Raw genomic sequence first — 17,670 nt, 5'->3', positions numbered from 1 at the left:
TCGAACACCGCGAAGGTGACTATCAGCGGCAGTGATGAACAGCTTGCTTTTATCGATGCGGACGATAGAGGGACAGGGGGAGCCTCTCAGCCCAGGCTGTCCGGATCGCCGACGAACATCTGGATGCGCGAGCGCAGCCAGCGTTCGGCGGGATCGTTGTCCTGGGCGCCGCGCCAGGCCATATGCAGCTCGAAGGTCTGGGCATCCAGCGGCAGGTCCTCGGCACGCAAGCCACCGGAGGCAGTCAGGGCATCGGCGGTGTAGTCCGGCACCGTGGCGACGATGTCGGTACCGCTGAGCAGGGGGCCGAGGCCATTGAATTGCGGCACGGCCAGCACCACGCGGCGCTGCCGGCCGAGCGCCTCCAGCTCTCTATCGATGAAACCGCTAAGGTCGCCGGCGAAGGACACCAGGGCATGGGGGCGCGCGCAGTAGTCGTCCAGGCTCAGCGGCCCGGGCACGCTGTCGGCACGCAGCAGCTTCGGCTTGCTACGGCGCATCACCTTGCGCTTGGCATTGGCCGGCAGCTCCTCCGTATAGCCGACGCCCACGGATATCTCGCCGGAGGCGAGGAGCCCCGGCATCAACAGGTAGTTGGTACGGCGGATTACCAACACCACGCCCGGCGCCTCGGCGCGCAGGCGCTTGATCAGCGGCGGCAGCAGGCCGAACTCGACATCATCGGACAGGCCGATGCGGAACACCGCCGTGCTGGTGGCCGGATCGAACTCGGCGGCGCGGCTGACCGCCGTGGAGATCGAGTCCAGCGCCGGCCCGAGCAGGGAGAAGATCTCCTGGGCCCGCGTCGTCGGCTCCATGCTGCGGCCGGTGCGGACGAACAGCGGGTCGTCGAACAGGCCACGCAGGCGGGAGAGGGCGGCGCTGATCGCCGGCTGGCCGAGAAACAGCTTTTCCGCGGCGCGCGTCACGCTGCGCTCATGCATCAGCGTTTCGAACACGACCAGCAGGTTGAGGTCGACTCGGCGGAGGTCGTTGCGGTTCATCCGGTGTCCATTCTGGAGAGGGGGCGCGCTGCTCGGTTCAGGCTAATGCCGAACACTGCCGAGAAGCAACTCGCCAGTCGACTCCATTGATAGTGGCTGACGCAATCATCACCGGCAGACATGGTGAATATCAGGCCTGGCTGGTGGCATTGCCGATAAAGCCCGGATAAAGTCGAGGTCAATAGGGGTCAACCGGCGAGGTTTGCGATGTCCCGCATCATCCGTTTCCATCAGTTCGGCGAGGCCAACGTCCTCAAGATCGAAGAGCGCTCGTGCCCGTCGCCCGCCGCCGGCGAGGTGCTGATCCGTCCCCAGGCGGTCGGCGTCAGCTGGTATGACGTGCTCTGGCGGCAGAACCTGGCCAACACCCCGGCACAGCTGCCAGCGGGTCTAGGCCATGAACTGGCCGGCGAAGTGGTGGCCGTGGGCGAGGGGGTCGAGGACCTGGCAGTAGGGGACCAGGTCGCCAGTTTCCCGGGCCACAACGTCAACCGCTATCCCGCCTATGCCGAGGAAGTGGTACTACCGCGCAGTTCGCTGACGCGCTATCCGGAACAGTTGACCCCGCAGCAGGCCAGCGTGCACTACTTGCCCTCGCTGGTAGGCTGGTTCGGCTTCGTCGAGCTGGCACATCTGACCCCCGGCGAGACGGTACTGGTGACCGCGGCCAGCCGTTGTTGGGGACCTTATATCGTGCAACTGGGCAAGGCCCTGGGGGCCAAGGTGATCGCCGCGACTGCGGACGCCGAGGACCGGGACTTTCTCCGTGAACTGGGCGCCGATCACATCATCCTCACCGAGGAGCAGGACCTGGTCAGTCGGGTTATCAAGCTGACCGACGGGCGTGGCGCCGATATCGTCATGGATGCCCTGGGCGGGCCGCAGATGTGCTTGCTCGGCGATGCCCTGGCACCGCGCGGGCGCCTGGTGCTGTACGGCCTGCAAGGTGGCAACGAGACGCCGTTTCCGGCTTGTGCCGCGTTCCAGAAGAACATCCAGTTCTTCGTCCACTGCATCGGTAACTTCACCGGCAAGGAGGAACTGGGCATCCCGCAGGACGAGGCGGCGGTGGCCAAGGCGCTGCAGGGCATCAATCAGCTGACCCGCGACGGCCTGCTGCGGCCACTGATCAACCAGGTATTTCCCTTCGACAAGGTGGTCGAAGCCCACAAGCTGATGGAAACCTGTCCGAGCCGGGGGCGGGTGGTGCTGCAGGTCTGATCCGCTAGAGGTTCACCGACCGACCTGCGTCGGCTCGACGGCGGCTCGTGCACTCGGCCTGCCGTTTCCGCCAGCTGCGTCCTGCGCGGTGCTCCACTTGTCGCTACGTCCCGCACGGAGGGCTGCGGCGCTGGATCGAGGGCGTCGCCGGGGGCATAGTTAAGAAAGCTTTCTTGCCGAGGGTGCGAAGATGACGCAGGAAGCCCTTATCCCCGTTCCCATTCCCGACCGAATCGCCGCAGGCCAGGGGCTGGCTCGACTGTTGTCGGCCTATCGCCGTCGCCCCGATGTCATCGTGCTGGCCTTGCCCCGCGGCGGCGTGCCAGTGGCCTATCAGATCGCCGCAGCACTTGAGGCGCCCCTGGATCTGATGCTGGTGCGCAAGCTCGGGGTGCCGGGGCATGCGGAATTGGCCATGGGTGCCATCGCCAGTGGCGGAGTGCGGGTGATGAATCCCGATGTTCTGGACTGTGCCCGTGTCGATCAAGCCAGCGTCGAGGCCGTCGCAGAACGGGAGGCCGCGGAGTTGCTGCGCCGGGCCCGGGTCTATCGCGGCGAGCGGCCGGCGCCCGTGCTGCGTGACCGGCAGGTGATACTGGTCGACGACGGCGTGGCCACCGGCGCCACCATGCACGCGGCGGTGCAGGCTGTGCGCCAACAGGCCCCGACGCGCATCATAATCGCCGTGCCGGTCGCCGCCGCAGAGAGTGCCGCGCAGCTGCGTGGCCAGGTCGACGAACTGGTTTGTCCCTGCGAACCGCTGATGCTGATGGCTATCGGCCATTGGTACGTGGATTTCGGCCAGACGCCGGACGAGGAGGTGGTCGATCTGCTCCACCGCGCCTGGCAACGCGAAGGCGAATGGCGGCCCTTGCATCGGTGACGCCCTGATCATGACGCTAGTGTGGTGAGTCGGGCCAGACCAGGGCGAAGCCGTTCTCGCTGGTCGGGCGGACGGTACAGCCGAACCGTCCGCACTCACGGCTGAGGGTATGCTGCAGCCATTGCCGGTCCGCGCCTTCGGCTCTCTGAATGCTCAGACGTTGCTGACGCGTGGGCTGCAACTCCAGGGACGACAGGCGACCATGGGCGTCCAGATCGGCGAAATACAGCAGCCCCAGATCGCCACGATAGGCGGCATAACCATCGATGCCCTCGTAGTCGTCCAGCAGGTCGCCGCAGCCATAGAGGATCAGATGCTGCCGGTAGACCTCGATGGCTTTGATATGGTGCGAGGAGTGGCCGTGCAGCAGGTCCACGCCGGCTTCTTCGATCAGGCCATGGGCGAAGTCGATCTGTTCCTCGGGGATGGCGAAGCCCCAGTTGCCCCCCCAATGAATAGACGCCACCACCCGGTCCCCAGGCTGCTTGGCCGTCTGTATGTGCTGCGCAATCTGCTCCAGGCTCTGTCGCGAGAGATCAGCCAGGCGGGCGACACCCGCGCGCTGCGGTGCGGCCGCCCAGTCTGCCGGGACGCCGCTGTCCTCGGTGGCGAAGGCAAAGAGTAGTAGCCGGCCACCAGGCAGGGGCAGGATGGCCGGCGCCGTGGCGTCCTCCTGGTCGAGTCCGGCCCCGGCATGGCTCAAGCCATGGGCGTTCAGGCCATGCAGCGTGTCGATCAGGCCGGTCTCGCCCCAATCCAGCACATGATTATTGGCCAGCGCACAGCAGTCGATCCCGGCCACCTCCAGCAATGGCAGGTTGGCGGGATTCATCCGGTAGTTGATGCCCTTGGGTTGTGGCCGCCCGCGACGGGTTACTGCGGTTTCCAGATTGACCAGGCGAAGGTCCGGGCGACGACGCCTGAATTCATCCAGGGCAACGCCCCAGGCATAAGCGAAATCCACCGGCCAGGGAATAGGCCCATTGCGCCGTTCAGCCAGCTGCACATAGTCACCGGCGCATTTGACGTAAGGCTCATGGAGACGAGGGTCACCAGGGTAAGGCAGTATCTGATCGATGCCCCGTGCGCACATCAGGTCGCCGCCGAGAAACAGGGTGATGCACGGATTGCAGTGAGGCATGGCAACCTCCCGAGAGATCACGGGCGTCCCTTAAACCTCTGATCGAATTCCCTTGGTTCAGCCTGCAATGTTCGGCGGCAGCATTCAAGCACCCTCGCCCCGTGGCACCGACCCAATACTTCGCATAATGTATATTATGTTAAATGTTGGTTATGCCGACAGTGATGAAGGCTCAGCGCAAATACCGACCGATCTCTATCAGATTCCCGTCCGGGTCACGGAAATACACCGATTCGATTGGTCCGAGTGCTCCTGTTCGCAGGACCGGCCCCTCTTCTATCTCGACCCCTTGCTCAGCCAGATGGCTGAGTATTCGCTCGAGGGGCCAGTCGCTGATCAGGCACAAATCGATGGCCCCCGGTGTCGGGCGCGCGGCCTTGGGCTCGAATTCGCGACCTGCCTGATGCAGGTTGAGTTTCTGCTTGCCGAACACCAGAGAACTGCGACCGCTGCCGAACAGTTCATGGCGCATGCCGAGTACGCGCTCGTAGAACGCCACGGTGGCGCCGACATCGGCAACGGTCAGCACTAGGTGATCCAGGCGTTCGATCATCGTTAGTCTCGATCCAGCAAATGAAAACGCGGCAAGGAAAAGCGCCAGCGAATGGCCGCCATGCGGATGCTCAGCACGGTCAGCATGGCAATGCCGGTGTCCAACCAGTGCGGCGTGTTGAGCAGGCGCAGGCCAATAAACACCAGTGCACCGGCGATGCAGGCGGTGGCGTAGATTTCCTTTTTGAAGATCAGCGGGATCTCGTTGCAGATCACGTCGCGCATCACCCCGCCCGCCACGCCCGTCATCACGCCCATGATCACCGCAGTGCTGAGCGGCACGCCGTGCTGCATGGCCACCTCGGTGCCGATCACGGTGAAGACGGACAAACCGAAGGCATCGGCGATCAACAGGCCGGTCTCGTGGATCGGCCGGGTCAAGCGTACCCAGACGACGGTCCCCACGGCCGTCAGGGTCGCCACGGCGATATAGGTGTCGTCGCGGATCCAGCTGACCGGGTGGTTGTCCAGAATCAGGTCGCGCAAGGTGCCGCCGCCGAGGGCGGTGATCACCGCGATGACCAACACGCCGAACAGATCCATGGACTTGCGTCCGGCCATCAGCGCACCGGTGATGGCGAACACCGCCACGCCGAACAGGTCGGCCAGATAGAAGAGTTGTGCCATGTGTTCCTCAGGTCGGAATCGGGGTACGCATGGTCACGAACTCCTCGGCGGCGGTCGGGTGCACGCCTACGGTGTCGTCGAACACCTGCTTGGTGGCCCCGGCTTTCAGGGCGACGGCCAGGCCCTGGACGATCTCGCCCGCCTCCGGACCGACCATGTGACACCCCAGCACGCGGTCGCTGGCGGCATCGACCACCAGCTTCATCAGGGTGCGCTCCTGGCATTCGGTGAGTGTCAGTTTCATCGGCCGGAACCTGCTCTCGTAGACCTTCACCTGAAAGCCATCCGCCCTTGCCTGTTCCTCGGTCAGACCGACGGTGCCGATATTCGGCAGGCTGAAGACCGCGGTCGGGATCGTCTGGTAATCGACGCGGCGATACTCGTCTGGCTTGAACAGCCGCCGTGCCACCGCCATGCCCTCGGCCAGGGCGACCGGGGTCAGCTGCACTCGACCTATTACGTCGCCGATGGCCAGGATCGAGGGAACGCTGGTCTGGAAGTGTTCGTCGACCCGGATGAAGCCCTCATCGTTCAGCGCGACCGCGGTATTCTCCAGGCCCAGGTTGTCGAGCATCGGCCGGCGGCCGGTGGCGTAGAACACACAGTCGGCCTCCAGCGTGCGGCCGTCCTGCAAAGTGGCCAGAAGGCTGCCATCGGCCTGCTTGTCGATGCGTACGATGTCGCTGTTGAACTGCAGATCCAGACCGCGCTTGCTCAACTCGTCACGCAGGTGGCGGCGCACCGCGCCATCGAAACCGCGCAGGAACAACTCGCGGCGATACAGCAGCGAGGTCTGCGCCCCCAGGCCATGGAAGATCGAGGCGAATTCCACGGCGATATAGCCGCCACCGACCACCAGCACGCGCCTGGGCAGTTGTTCGAGGAAGAACGCCTCGTTCGAACTGATCGCATGCTCGCTGCCGGGGAACTTGGGAATGTGCGGCCAACCGCCGGTGGCGATAAGGATGTGTCGGGCGCTGTAACGCCGGCCGTCCAGTTCCACGCTGTGGCCATCGAGCAAGCGCGCATGGCCTTCGAGCAGGGTCACCCCGCTGCTTTCCAGCAGGTTGCGGTAGACGCCGTTGAGGCGCTGGATCTCGCTGTTCTTGTTGGCGATCAGGGTCGACCAGTCGAACTGGGCCTCGCCGAGCGACCAGCCGAAGCCCGTGGCCTGTTCGAAGTCCTCGGCGAAGTGCGCGCCATACACCAGCAATTTCTTCGGCACGCAGCCGACATTGACACAGGTACCGCCCAGGTAGCGGCTCTCCGCCACCGCCACGCGCGCGCCGAAGCCTGCGGCGAAGCGCGCGGCCCGTACGCCGCCGGAACCGGCACCGATCACAAACAGGTCGAAGTCATAGGTCATGTCAGCCTCCTTAGCAGGTCGCCAGCATACCGCAAACCTCGCGCCACCCTGCACACCACGCCTATGCTTGGAGGATGTACACGGGAGAACGCTCATGCCCCCTACCCTCACCCACCTGGCGCTGCATGTGCCCGACCTGGATGCCTGCGTAGCCTTCTACGCCGAGTTCTGCAGTATGCGGGTAATCCACGAGCGAGCCGGCAAGGGTTCGCGCATCGTCTGGATGGCCGAGCCGGGCAAGGAGCACAGCTTCATCTTCGTGATCATGCCGGGCGGTGCGGATCGCCAGCTGGCCGCGGACGATTACAGCCACTTCGGCTTTGCCCTGGCCAGTCGCGAGGAGGTCGACGCCGTGGCAGCCAGGGCGCAGGCGGCCGGCTGCCTCATCTGGGCGCCGCGGGATGAGCCCTACCCGGTCGGCTATTACTGCGGCCTGCGCGACCCGGCGGGCAATTATGTGGAGTTCAGCTATGGTCAGCCCCTGGGTCCTGGCTCGGAGGCCATGCCGATTCCCTGAAGGAAAAGAGCCGCCTTCAGGCGGCTCTTGCTCCATGGCTGTGCCTCAGTAGGCCTTGCCGGGTTTGTAGAGGTTCTGGAAGCAGAAGTTGGTGGCGTCGATATAGCCTTCCGCACCGCCACAGTCGAAACGCTGGCCCTTGAACTTGTAAGCCAGCACGCAGCCGTCCTGAGCCTGCCTCATCAACGCATCGGTGATCTGGATCTCGCCGCCCTTGCCCGGTGGGGTGTTCTCGATGATCTCGAAGATATCCGGGGTGAGGATGTAGCGGCCGATGATCGCCAGGTTGGACGGGGCATCCTCAGGCTTGGGCTTCTCGACCATGTTATGCACCCGGTAGATGTCGTCGCGGATCATCTCGCCGGCGATCACCCCATACTTGTGGGTCTCTTCGGCGGGCACTTCCTGGATCGCCACGATCGAGCAGCGGAACTGGTTGTACAGCTTGACCATCTGGGTCAGTACGCCGTCGCCCTCCAGGTTCAGGCACAGGTCGTCGGCCAGCACCACGGCGAAGGGCTCGTCGCCGATCAGCGGGCGACCGCTGAGGATGGCATGGCCGAGGCCTTTCATTTCCACCTGACGGGTGTAGGCGAAGCTGCACTCGTCGATCAGGCGGCGGATGCCGACCAGGTATTTCTCCTTGTCGGTGTCGCGAATCTGGTGCTCCAGCTCATAACTGATATCGAAATGATCCTCCAGCGAGCGCTTGCCGCGGCCGGTGACCATGGCAATCTCGGTCAGGCCGGCATCGAGCGCCTCTTCGACGCCATACTGGATCAGCGGCTTGTTCACCACCGGCAGCATCTCCTTGGGCATGGCCTTGGTCGCGGGTAGAAAGCGCGTGCCGTAACCGGCGGCTGGGAACAAGCATTTCTTAATCATGGGACTCCTTGGAAGGGAACAGAATGCCGACGCAGTCTATCAGGCTGCGCCGGCCAGACAACGGCCGAGCGCCGGCCTGCCGATGCCACGGTAGAGAAAACCCAGCTCGGCGAGCTGCTTGGCGTCGTATATGTTGCGCCCGTCGAACAGCGCCGGCATGCGCATCAAACCGCGGATGCGGGCGAAGTCCGGCTGGCGAAACTGCTTCCATTCCGTCACCAGCACCAGGGCATCGGCGCCCTCGACGACGCCGTAAGGCGACTCGCTCAGGCGCAGCTGGCCGCTCTCCAGCGCCTGGACATAGCGCGCGGCGACGCCGCTCGTGGCGACCGGGTCGCAGGCCTGAACATTGGCCCCGGCCGCCAGCAGCGCCTCCAGCAGCACCAGGCTGGGCGCTTCGCGCAGATCGTCGGTGCCTGGTTTGAAGGCGAGTCCCCAGAGGGCGACCACGCGCCCCTGCAGATGGCCGGAGAAGTGCTCGCGTAATGCCTGGAACAGCAGGGTCTTCTGCAATGCGTTGCGCGCTTCGACGGCGCGCAGGATGCCCGGCTCTATGCCCTCCTGCTCCGCCGCGCGGATCAACGCGCGCACGTCCTTGGGGAAGCAGGAGCCCCCATAACCGCAACCCGCGTAGATGAAGTGGGTGCCGATGCGCGTGTCGCTGCCGATGCCCCGACGCACCTGCTCGATATCCACGTCCAGGCGCGCGCAGAGTCCGGCCATTTCATTGATGAAGGAAATCTTGGTGGCGAGGAAGGCATTGGCCGCGTACTTGCTGAACTCCGCCGCACGCACGCCCATGCACAACAAACGCTCGTGGTTGCGCAGGAAGGGCGCGTAGAGACGGCGCAGCAGTTCGGTGCCTGCCGCATCCTCGCAGCCGATGATCACCCGATCCGGGCGCATGAAGTCGTCCACGGCCGAGCCTTCCTTGAGAAACTCCGGGTTGCTGGCCACCGAGACCCGAAACGTTTTGCCGCGTTTACCCAGGCAACCATTGATCCGCTGGGCGACCCGCTCCGCCGTGCCGACCGGCACCGTCGACTTGTCGACCACCAGGCAAGGCTGTTGCAAGACCGCGCCCAACTCCTCGGCCACCGCCATGACGTGGGACAGATCGGCCGAACCGTCCTCCCCGCTAGGCGTGCCCACGGCAATGAACACCACATCGGCCTGGGCGGTGCCCGCCGCCAGGGACTGGCTGAAGCTGAGTTGGCCGCTGGCCAGATGCGCCTTGAGCATCGGCTCCAAGGCCGGTTCGTAGATAGTCGCCTCGCCGCGCTTCAGGCGTGCGACACGAAAGGGATCACGCTCGACACAGACCACCCAATTGCCCATCTCGGCAAAACAGGCCGCTGTCACCAAGCCCACATAGCCAGCGCCAATCACGCAGATTCTCATCGTCGCCTCTCCGAAAGACCTGCTTCGATTGCAGCCAATCCATGTGGCAGGCCGATGGCGCGGTCATGACAGTGCAGTGACCGGGACGAGGCATAAGTAGAGGCGAAGACGCTGAGCGGCGAGCGCAACATCTGATGCCATGGCGGTAGGCCGTGCGCCAGGCTCGGTTACGCCCCGTCCTTCAGTCTTGCACCACCTCCACTGAACAAGATACGGGGTTTACACCGCTAGACTGAGGCAAGGCAAAACAGCCAAGGAAACTGAGTTTGCTGATTGTGAATGAGCATTCCGAGGCTGTTCTCAACGCAGTATCGCCAGCGTGCCGCAGGCCCGAGACCGCTTCTCAGAGGCTACGGGCGATCACCAGGCGCTGCACGTCGCTGGTGCCTTCGTAGATCTGGCACACGCGCACGTCGCGGTAGATGCGCTCGACCGGGAAGTCCTGCAGGTAGCCGTAGCCGCCGAGGGTCTGGAGGGCCGCCGAGCAGACCCGCTCGGCCATTTCCGAGGCGAACAGCTTGGCCATCGAGGCCTCGGTCAGGCAGGCCAGACCGGCCTCGCGCAGGCTGGCGGCGTGATGCACCATCTGCCGCGCCACGGCGATCTGGGTGGCCATGTCGGCCAGGCGGAAGGCCACCGCCTGGTGCTCGATGATCGGCTTGCCGAAGGTCTGCCGCTCGTGGGCGTAGTCGCGCGCCGCCTCGAAGGCGGCGCGGGCCATGCCCACCGCCTGGGCGGCGATGCCGATGCGCCCGCCCTCGAGGTTGGCCAGGGCGATGCGGTAGCCCTCGCCTTCCTCGCCCAGGCGCAGGCTGGCCGGCAGGCGCAGCTCGTCGAACTGGATCTGGCAGGTGTCCGAGGCGTGCTGGCCGAGCTTGTCCTCGACCCGCACCACCGAGTAGCCGGGCGTGTCGGTGGGCACGATAAAGGCACTGATGCCCTTCTTGCCGGCCTGCGGGTCGGTCACGGCGAACACGATCACCAGCCCGGCGTGGCTGCCGGAGGTGATGAACTGCTTGCTGCCGGTGAGCACATAGTGGTCGCCGTCGCGTCGCGCGCGGCTGCGCAGGTCGCTGGCGTCCGAGCCGGCCTGGGGCTCGGTGAGGGCGAAGGCGCCGAGTTGCTTGCCTTCGGCCAGCGGCTGGAGGAAGCGCCGCTTCTGTTCCTCGCTGCCGTACTTGAGGATGGGCATGCAGCCCACCGAGTTGTGCACGCTCATGATGGTCGAGCAGGCGCCGTCGCCGGCGGCGATCTCCTCCAGGGCCATGGCGTAGGCCAGGTGGCCGGTCTGCGCCCCGCCCCACTGCTCAGGCACCAGCATGCCCATGAAGCCCAGCTCGCCCATCTCGCGCAGGGCCTCGGCGGGAAAGCGGTGCTCGCGGTCCCACTCGGCGGCGAAGGGCTTGAGCCGCTCCTGGGCGAACTGGCGGGCCACGTCGCGAATCTGCAACTCTTCTTCGGATGGAATCATGAGGTTCTCCCGGTTCAGTTCAGCAGTTCGATGGCCATGGCCGTGGCTTCGCCGCCGCCGATGCACAGCGAGGCGACGCCGCGCTTGAGGTCGTATTGCCGCAGGGCGCTGAGCAGGGTCACCAGCACCCGCGCCCCGGAGGCGCCGATCGGGTGGCCGAGGGCGCAGGCACCGCCGTGCACGTTGAGCTTGTCGTGGGGGATGTCGAGGTCGCGCATCGCCGCCATCGGCACCACGGCGAAGGCCTCGTTGACCTCGAACAGGTCGACCTCACCCAGCGACCAGCCGGTGCGCGTCATCAGCCGCTGCAGGGCGCCGACCGGCGCGGTGGCGAACAGGTTGGGCGCGTGGGCGAAGCTGGCGTGGCCGCGGATCGCCGCCAGGGGCGTGAGGCCGCGCTTCTCGGCCTCGGAGCGGCGCATCAGCAGCAGCGCGGCGGCGCCGTCGGAGATCGAACTGGCGTTGGCCGCGGTCACGGTGCCGCCCTCGCGGAAGGCCGGCTTGAGCGTGGGGATCTTGTCCAGGCGCGCCTTGGGCGGCTGCTCGTCGCTGTCGATCAGGCGCGCTTCGCGGCCGGCCGGGGCCTGCACCGCGACCATCTCGGCGCTGAAGCGTCCCTCGGCCATGGCCTGCTGCGCCCGCTTGAGCGAGGCGATGGCGAAGGCGTCCTGCTGCTCGCGGCTGAAGCCGTAGGCCTGGGCGCAGTCCTCGGCGAAGGTGCCCATCAGCCGGCCCTTGTCGTAGGCGTCCTCCAGGCCGTCGAGGAACATGTGGTCGAGTACCTTGCCGTGGCCCATGCGGTAACCGCCGCGCGCCCGCTCCAGCAGGTAGGGCGCGCCCGACATGCTCTCCATGCCGCCGGCGACCACCACCTCGGCGCTGCCGGCGAGCAGCAGGTCATGGCCGAGCATCGCCGCCTTCATGCCCGAGCCGCACATCTTGTTGACCGTCGAGCACGGCGTGCCCTGGTCCAGGCCGGCGCCGAGAGCCGCCTGGCGTGCCGGGGCCTGGCCCTGGCCGGCCTGCAGCACGCAGCCCATGATGACCTCCTCCACCGCATCGGCGGCCAGTCCGGCACGCTCCAGGGTGGCGCGGATCGCCGCAGCGCCGAGCTGCGCGGCGGTGACCTCCTTGAAGTCGCCGAGAAAGCCGCCCATGGGCGTGCGCGCGGCACTGACGATTACGACGGGATCCTGTTGCTTGCTCATGTGTTCTGCCCTCGTCGCCGGGTTGCGCTGCGCGCTACCCAGCCTAGCTCTCTTAGATAAAGTTCGGTGCTCCCTATGGGAGTAGACCGCGTTATTTGGCCGCCATGCGCAGCGCGCCATCCAGGCGGATGACCTCGCCGTTGAGCATGGGGTTCTCGATGATGTGCAGCACCAGCGCGGCGTATTCGTCCGGGCGCCCCAGGCGTGGCGGGAACGGCACGTTGGCGGCCAGGGAGTCGCGCACCTCCTGGGGCATGCCGGCCATCATCGGCGTCTCGAAGATGCCCGGGGCGATGCACATCACGCGGACGCCGGAGCGCGCCAGGTCACGGGCCGCCGGCAGGGTCAGCGCCGCCACCCCGCCCTTGGAGGCGGCATAGGCGGTCTGGCCCATCTGCCCGTCGTAGGCGGCGACCGAGGCGGTATTGACGATCACCCCGCGCTCGCCCTCCTCGTTCGCCTCCCCCTGGGCCATGGCCTCGGCGGCCAGGCGCAGCATGTTGAAGCTGCCGACCAGGTTGATCTGGATGACCCGGCTGAAGCTGTCCAGACCGTGGACCCCGCCCCGCCCCAGGACCTTCTCCGCCGGGGCGATGCCGGCGCAGTTGACCAGCCCGTGCAGGCCGCCAAATACCTGCAGCGCAGCGGCCACCGCACGCTGGCCGTCCTCCTCGCGAGTGATGTCTGTCTGCACGAAATGGGCATTGCTGCCCAGCTCTGCGGCCTGGGCCGCGCCGGCTGCGGCATTGATGTCGGCCAGCAGCACCCTGGCGCCCTGCTCGAGCAGGGCCCGGGCCGTGGCCAGGCCCAGGCCAGAGCTGGCGCCAGTGACGAGAAACACTCGATCTTGAATACGCATGGGTTCGCTTCCTTAACTCAGTGGGCCGCGGCCGCCTGGGCCTTGGCGATCTCCTGGTTGCGCAGGAGGAAACGCTGGATCTTGCCGCTGGGGGTCTTCGGTAGCTCGTCGACGAATTCCACCTCGCGCGGGTAGGCATGGGCCGACAGGCGTCTGCGCACATGCTGCTGCAGTTCTTCGGCCAGCGCGGCCGCGGCGCGGTACTGGCCGTGCAGCACGACGAAGGCCTTGACCAACTCGGTGCGCTCCGGGTCCGGCTTGCCGATCACGGCAGCCTCGATCACCGCCGGGTGCTCGATCAGCGCGCTCTCCACATCGAAGGGGCCGACCCGGTAGCCGGAGGTGGTGATCACGTCATCGCTACGGCCGACGAAGCTGATGCTACCGTCCTCGTTCAGCTCCACGGTGTCGCCGCTCAGGTAGTAGTCGCCGACGAAGGCCTTGGTCGGCAGGCCCTGGTAACCGGGGAACCAGAACAGCGGCGAGCGCGGCCGGTCGACGGCGAGGATGCCCGGCTGCCCGGCCGGCAGTTCGCGCTGCTGCTCGTCCAGCACCACCACCCGATGGCCGGGTATGGCGAAGCCGGCGGCGCCGACGCGCACCGGATGCTCCAGCGCATGATGGTTGCACAGCACCATGCCCAGCTCGGTCTGGCCGTAGTGGTCGTGGATGGTGGTGCCCAGGCCGCCTTCGAACCAGCGGATCACCTCCGGGGTCAAGGGCTCACCGGCGCTGCTGACCGCACGCAGGCGTCCCTTGAGTTGTGCTTCGACCTGTTCCTTGGCCGCCAGCAGCAGGCGATAGGCCGTGGGCGAACCGGCCAGGTTGCTGATGCCGTACTTGCGGATGATCCGGCAGGTGCTCTCCACGCTGAACGAGCCTTCGTAGAAGGTCGTGGCGTGGCCCATGGCCAGGGGGCCGGTCACCGCGTAGTACAGGCCATAGGCCCAGCCCGGATCGGCCAAGTTCCAGAAGGCATCGTCCTCGCGCAGGTCCACGGCGTCGCGCAGGTAGCCGACGAATGCCAGGATCGCCTTGAGCGGCACCGGCACGGGCTTGGCCAGGCCGGTGGTGCCGGAGGTGAACATCATCAGGAAGGGATCGGAGGCCGAGCGCATGACCGGCTCGAACTCGGTCGAATGGCGCTCCAGTTCCTCCCAGAAGCCGCACTCGCCGCGCTGGATGCCCTGATCCCGGGGGCCTGCGACCGTGACGATCATTGGTACGCCCTGCACCTCATCGAGCTTGGCGCGGTTGGCCGCGTCGGTCACCACCAGCCTGGCGCCGGAGCTCTGCACCCGGTGCTCGATGGCCTTGGGCCCGAAGGCGGTGAACAACGGCTGATACACCGCGCCCAGGCGCCAGGTGCCGAGCACCGTGATCAGCAGCTCGACGGTGCGCGGCAACAACCCGGCCACGCAGTCGCCGGGGCGCACGCCCTGGGCCTGGAGGAAGTTGGCGAAGCGCGCGGCCTGCTCCTGCAGCTCGCAGAAACTGTAGCGCGCGCTGCCGCCCTCGCGGCCCTCCCAGAACAGGGCGATGCGCCCCGGCACGGCATGCCGGTCGCAGCATTCGACGCAGGCATTGAGCGCATCCAGCGACCCCGCGAGGGTCGTGGCGACGGCAGTCGGATAATCGAACTCGCGGGCGGCGGTCAGGTAATCGCGCATCGGGGGCTCCCGGTTGTTGTTCTTTGGAGTGCCGGCAATAGTCGGGGCGCGCGCCCCTGGCGGCAATGTCGACAGGCGTCAACCTGGCCGAGCGGTTTGGACAACCCGGCTCAGGCCGAGGGCAACTCGGGGTGCATCAGCGCGCGATACTGCCCCGGCGTGGTGCCGGTCCATTTCTTGAACGCCTTGTAGAAGGCACTGGCATCGGCGAACCCGAGCTCGAAGGCCAGCTCGGCGAAGTTGCCGGCACCGCCGTCCAGGCGGGCGATGGCCAGGTCTCGGCGCACCTGGTCCTTGAGCCCCTGGTAGGACTGGCCCTCCAGCGCCAGCTTGCGCCTGAGGGTCGAGGGCGCCATGTAGAAATGGCCGGACAAGGCCTCGAAATCCGGCCAGCGCTCGGCCTTGAGGCTGCGCAGATAGGCCTTGATTCGCGCGCCGTGACTCTGCGGATCACGGTAGCGCACCAGGATATTGGCCGGCGCCCCGGCGAGGAAACGTCTGAGCTCGCGCTCGCTGCGGCGCACCGGTTGCGCCAGGCATTCGGCGTTGAACAGCAGGCGGCTGTGGGGCCGGCCGAAGCGCAGGTTAGTGGTGAACATCACCCGGTAGTCGCCGATATAGTCCGGTGCCGGACAACATAGCTCGGCCGCCAGGATCGGGATGCGCCTTCCGGCCAGCCAGCAGGCCAGGCCATGCACGATCATCCACAGGGTGAAGCAGGCGAAGGCCCGGCTGCCCTGCCCCGGGGCCTCCTCGATGACGATGGCCGCCATTCCGCCCTGGCGCTCCAGGCGCGGGGCAAATCCCTCGAAGACCAGCCGCAGGAAGGCCAGGGCGCTGTCCAGGGCCGTGCCGAGGGTCGGCTCGCGCAACGCCGCCTTGGCCATGAAGGCGAAACTGCCGACCTTCATCCGCCGCGGGTTCATGCCGAAGAACTCGTCGTCCATCGCCTGTGCCAGCGCCCGCCACAGCCGTGCATAAGCCTGGGCGGGCACCCGCGCGTTGCCCCTGCCGAGCAGCTCGGCGGCGATGCCGGCCCCGGCCAGCAAGCCACCGGCGTCCAGGCCCCGGGCCTGCCATTCGCGCAGGGCCTCATCCACCAGTCTGACCGAGATGGTGCCCTTCTCGACCCTGGCGTCGGTCATGCCGCCTCCGCGCCCTGCGGCATCAGGGCGCCGCCTGCCCCAGCTCCGCCTGCATCTGCTCGCGCATGCGGAACTTCTGCACCTTGCCGGTCACCGTCATGGGGAAGGCATCGACGAACTTGAAATAACGCGGCACCTTGAAGTGGGCGATATTGGCCTTGCAGTAGGCCCGCAGGGCCTCGGCATCGCAGGCATGGCCGGGGTGCAGCTGGACCCAGGCGGCGATCTCCTCGCCGTACTTCTCGTCCGCCACGCCGATCACCTGCACGTCCGCCACCGCCGGGTGGGTGAAGAGGAACTCCTCGACCTCCCGCGGATAGATGTTCTCGCCGCCGCGGATGATCATGTCCTTGCTGCGTCCGACTATGCGCACGTAGCCCTGCTCGTCCATCACCGCCAGGTCGCCGCTGTGCATCCAGCGCCCCGGGTCGATGGCCTCGGCCGTGGCCTGGGGGTTGTCCCAGTAGCCGAGCATCACGCTGTAGCCGCGGGTGCACAGCTCGCCGGTCTCGCCCCGGGGCAGGATGCGCCCCTCGGCGTCGACTATCTTGCTCTCCAGCTGCGGCTGGGTGCGGCCGACGCTGGTCACCCGCAGCTCCAGCTCGTCGTCGGCGGCGGTCTGCAGCGACACCGGGCTGGTCTCGGTCATGCCGTAGGCGATCTGCACCTCGCCCATGTGCAGCTCGTCGATCACCCGGCGCATCACCTCGATCGGGCAGGTGGCGCCGGCCATGATCCCACTGCGCAGGCTGGACAGGTCGAACTCCGCGCGGCGCGGATGATCCAGCGCGGCGATGAACATGGTCGGCACCCCGTACAGCACGGTGGCACGTTCCTCGGCCACCGCCAGTAGGGTGGCCTCGGGTTCGAAGCTCGGCGCCGGGTAGATCATGGTGCTGCCATGGGTCAGGCAGCCGAGGTTGCCCATCACCATGCCGAAGCAGTGATACAGCGGCACCGGGATCACCAGGCGGTCCCGTTCGTTCAGGCCCAGGCTCTCGCCGACCATGTAGCCGTTGTTGAGGATGTTGTAGTGGCTCAGGGTCGCGCCCTTGGGCGATCCGGTGGTGCCGGAGGTGTATTGGATGTTGATCGGCTCGTCGAACTGCAGCAGCGCCTGGCGTTCGGTCAGCCGCTGTGGCGCGACCTCCGCGGCCAGGCCCGCCAGCTCATGCCAGCAGAGGAAACCCGCCGGCGCCTGGCGTGCCAGGCTGATCACCCCGCGCAGCCGCGGCAGCCTGGCGCTGCGCAGGGTCCCCGGCTGGCTGCTGGCCAGTTCCGGCAGCAGCGCCACCAGCATGGCGTGGTAGTCGGAGGTCTTGAAGGCGTCGGCGCAGATCAGCCAGGCGCAGCCGGACTGCTTCAGGGCATAGTCCAGCTCGCTGCCGCGGTAGGCCGGGTTGATATTGACCAGCACCGCGCCGACCTTGGCCGTGGCGAACTGGGTGATGCACCACTCGGCGCAGTTGGGCGCCCAGATGCCCACCCGTTCGCCCTGCTGCACGCCCAGTGCCAGCAGGGCGCGGGCGCAGCATTCGACCTGCTCAGCCAGCTCGGCCCAGCTGTAACGCAGGCCCTGGTGGCGCACCACCAGGGCCTCGCGTTCGGCGAAACGCGCCGCCGTGGCGTCGAAGGCCTGGCCTATGGTCATGGCCAGCAGGGGCTTGTCCTGGGGTCCACGGGTGTAGCTGAGATGGTTCATGGGCTTCCCTTCTTGTAC

Annotated in this window: 16 protein-coding genes; 3 read left to right on the top strand and 13 right to left on the bottom strand. The window is 66.7% G+C overall.

Annotation, left to right across the window (positions count from 1 at the left end; genetic code table 11):
• Positions 1–86: 86 nt before the first annotated feature.
• Positions 87–1,004 (bottom strand): LysR family transcriptional regulator, encoded by a 918-nt coding sequence (locus tag SBP02_RS10180; RefSeq protein WP_318646273.1) that lies wholly within the window; start codon positions 1,002–1,004, stop codon positions 87–89.
• 207 nt (positions 1,005–1,211) lie between these two features.
• On the opposite strand from SBP02_RS10180, the gene SBP02_RS10175 reads away from it, so the two are divergent.
• Positions 1,212–2,225: a zinc-dependent alcohol dehydrogenase family protein gene (locus SBP02_RS10175; RefSeq protein ID WP_318646272.1), complete on the top strand. Its 1,014-nt coding sequence runs from the start codon at positions 1,212–1,214 to the stop codon at positions 2,223–2,225.
• A gap of 190 nt (positions 2,226–2,415) precedes the next feature.
• The gene (locus SBP02_RS10170; protein ID WP_318646271.1) at positions 2,416–3,108 is read left to right on the top strand and encodes a phosphoribosyltransferase; all 693 of its coding nucleotides are present in this window, start codon (positions 2,416–2,418) and stop codon (positions 3,106–3,108) included.
• Between the two features lie 16 nt (positions 3,109–3,124).
• On the opposite strand, the gene SBP02_RS10165 is transcribed toward SBP02_RS10170, so the two are convergent.
• The 4 genes from SBP02_RS10165 to gorA all read right to left on the bottom strand — a co-directional run bounded on the left by SBP02_RS10165 (position 3,125) and on the right by gorA (position 6,794).
• Complete coding sequence (locus SBP02_RS10165) at positions 3,125–4,249, bottom strand: CapA family protein (protein ID WP_318646270.1); 1,125 nt, start codon at positions 4,247–4,249, stop codon at positions 3,125–3,127.
• 172 nt (positions 4,250–4,421) lie between these two features.
• Positions 4,422–4,802 carry a VOC family protein gene (locus SBP02_RS10160; RefSeq protein ID WP_318646269.1) on the bottom strand — a complete coding sequence of 127 codons (381 nt, stop codon included), beginning with the start codon at positions 4,800–4,802 and terminating at the stop codon, positions 4,422–4,424.
• 2 nt (positions 4,803–4,804) lie between these two features.
• The gene (locus SBP02_RS10155; RefSeq protein ID WP_318646268.1) at positions 4,805–5,428 is read right to left on the bottom strand and encodes a trimeric intracellular cation channel family protein; all 624 of its coding nucleotides are present in this window, start codon (positions 5,426–5,428) and stop codon (positions 4,805–4,807) included.
• 7 nt (positions 5,429–5,435) lie between these two features.
• Positions 5,436–6,794 carry a glutathione-disulfide reductase gene (gorA, locus tag SBP02_RS10150; RefSeq protein ID WP_318646267.1) on the bottom strand — a complete coding sequence of 453 codons (1,359 nt, stop codon included), beginning with the start codon at positions 6,792–6,794 and terminating at the stop codon, positions 5,436–5,438.
• A 94-nt stretch (positions 6,795–6,888) separates the two neighbouring features.
• Between gorA and SBP02_RS10145 the strand changes: the two genes are divergently transcribed.
• Entirely contained in the window at positions 6,889–7,311 is a 423-nt protein-coding gene (locus SBP02_RS10145) for a VOC family protein (RefSeq protein ID WP_318646266.1), read from the top strand.
• A 45-nt stretch (positions 7,312–7,356) separates the two neighbouring features.
• Here the strand turns inward: SBP02_RS10145 and galU are convergent, their stop codons facing one another.
• From galU to SBP02_RS10105, 8 genes are all read right to left on the bottom strand, one after another.
• Positions 7,357–8,196, bottom strand: a complete 840-nt coding sequence (gene galU, locus SBP02_RS10140; protein ID WP_318646265.1) for a UTP--glucose-1-phosphate uridylyltransferase GalU — start codon at positions 8,194–8,196, stop codon at positions 7,357–7,359.
• A gap of 39 nt (positions 8,197–8,235) precedes the next feature.
• The gene (locus tag SBP02_RS10135) at positions 8,236–9,597 is read right to left on the bottom strand and encodes a UDP-glucose dehydrogenase family protein (RefSeq protein ID WP_318646264.1); all 1,362 of its coding nucleotides are present in this window, start codon (positions 9,595–9,597) and stop codon (positions 8,236–8,238) included.
• Positions 9,598–9,940: 343 nt separating this feature from the next.
• On the bottom strand, positions 9,941–11,068 hold the full coding sequence (locus SBP02_RS10130) for an acyl-CoA dehydrogenase family protein (RefSeq protein ID WP_318646263.1): 1,128 nt from the start codon (positions 11,066–11,068) through the stop codon (positions 9,941–9,943).
• Between the two features lie 14 nt (positions 11,069–11,082).
• The gene (locus SBP02_RS10125) at positions 11,083–12,276 is read right to left on the bottom strand and encodes an acetyl-CoA C-acyltransferase (RefSeq protein ID WP_318646262.1); all 1,194 of its coding nucleotides are present in this window, start codon (positions 12,274–12,276) and stop codon (positions 11,083–11,085) included.
• A gap of 91 nt (positions 12,277–12,367) precedes the next feature.
• Entirely contained in the window at positions 12,368–13,135 is a 768-nt protein-coding gene (locus tag SBP02_RS10120) for a 3-hydroxyacyl-CoA dehydrogenase (protein WP_318646261.1), read from the bottom strand.
• Positions 13,136–13,152: 17 nt separating this feature from the next.
• Positions 13,153–14,805, bottom strand: a complete 1,653-nt coding sequence (locus SBP02_RS10115; RefSeq protein WP_318646260.1) for an acyl-CoA synthetase — start codon at positions 14,803–14,805, stop codon at positions 13,153–13,155.
• 110 nt (positions 14,806–14,915) lie between these two features.
• Positions 14,916–15,950, bottom strand: coding sequence for an AraC family transcriptional regulator (locus SBP02_RS10110; protein ID WP_318646259.1), 1,035 nt, complete (start codon positions 15,948–15,950; stop codon positions 14,916–14,918).
• 22 nt (positions 15,951–15,972) lie between these two features.
• Positions 15,973–17,652 carry an AMP-binding protein gene (locus tag SBP02_RS10105; RefSeq protein WP_318646258.1) on the bottom strand — a complete coding sequence of 560 codons (1,680 nt, stop codon included), beginning with the start codon at positions 17,650–17,652 and terminating at the stop codon, positions 15,973–15,975.
• Positions 17,653–17,670 lie beyond the last annotated feature (18 nt).

This window comes from Pseudomonas benzenivorans, from assembly GCF_033547155.1.
GTDB lineage: Bacteria > Pseudomonadota > Gammaproteobacteria > Pseudomonadales > Pseudomonadaceae > Aquipseudomonas > Aquipseudomonas benzenivorans_B.
Note: the sequence above shows the minus strand (reverse complement) of the source record. Positions and strands in the feature narration are given on the sequence as shown.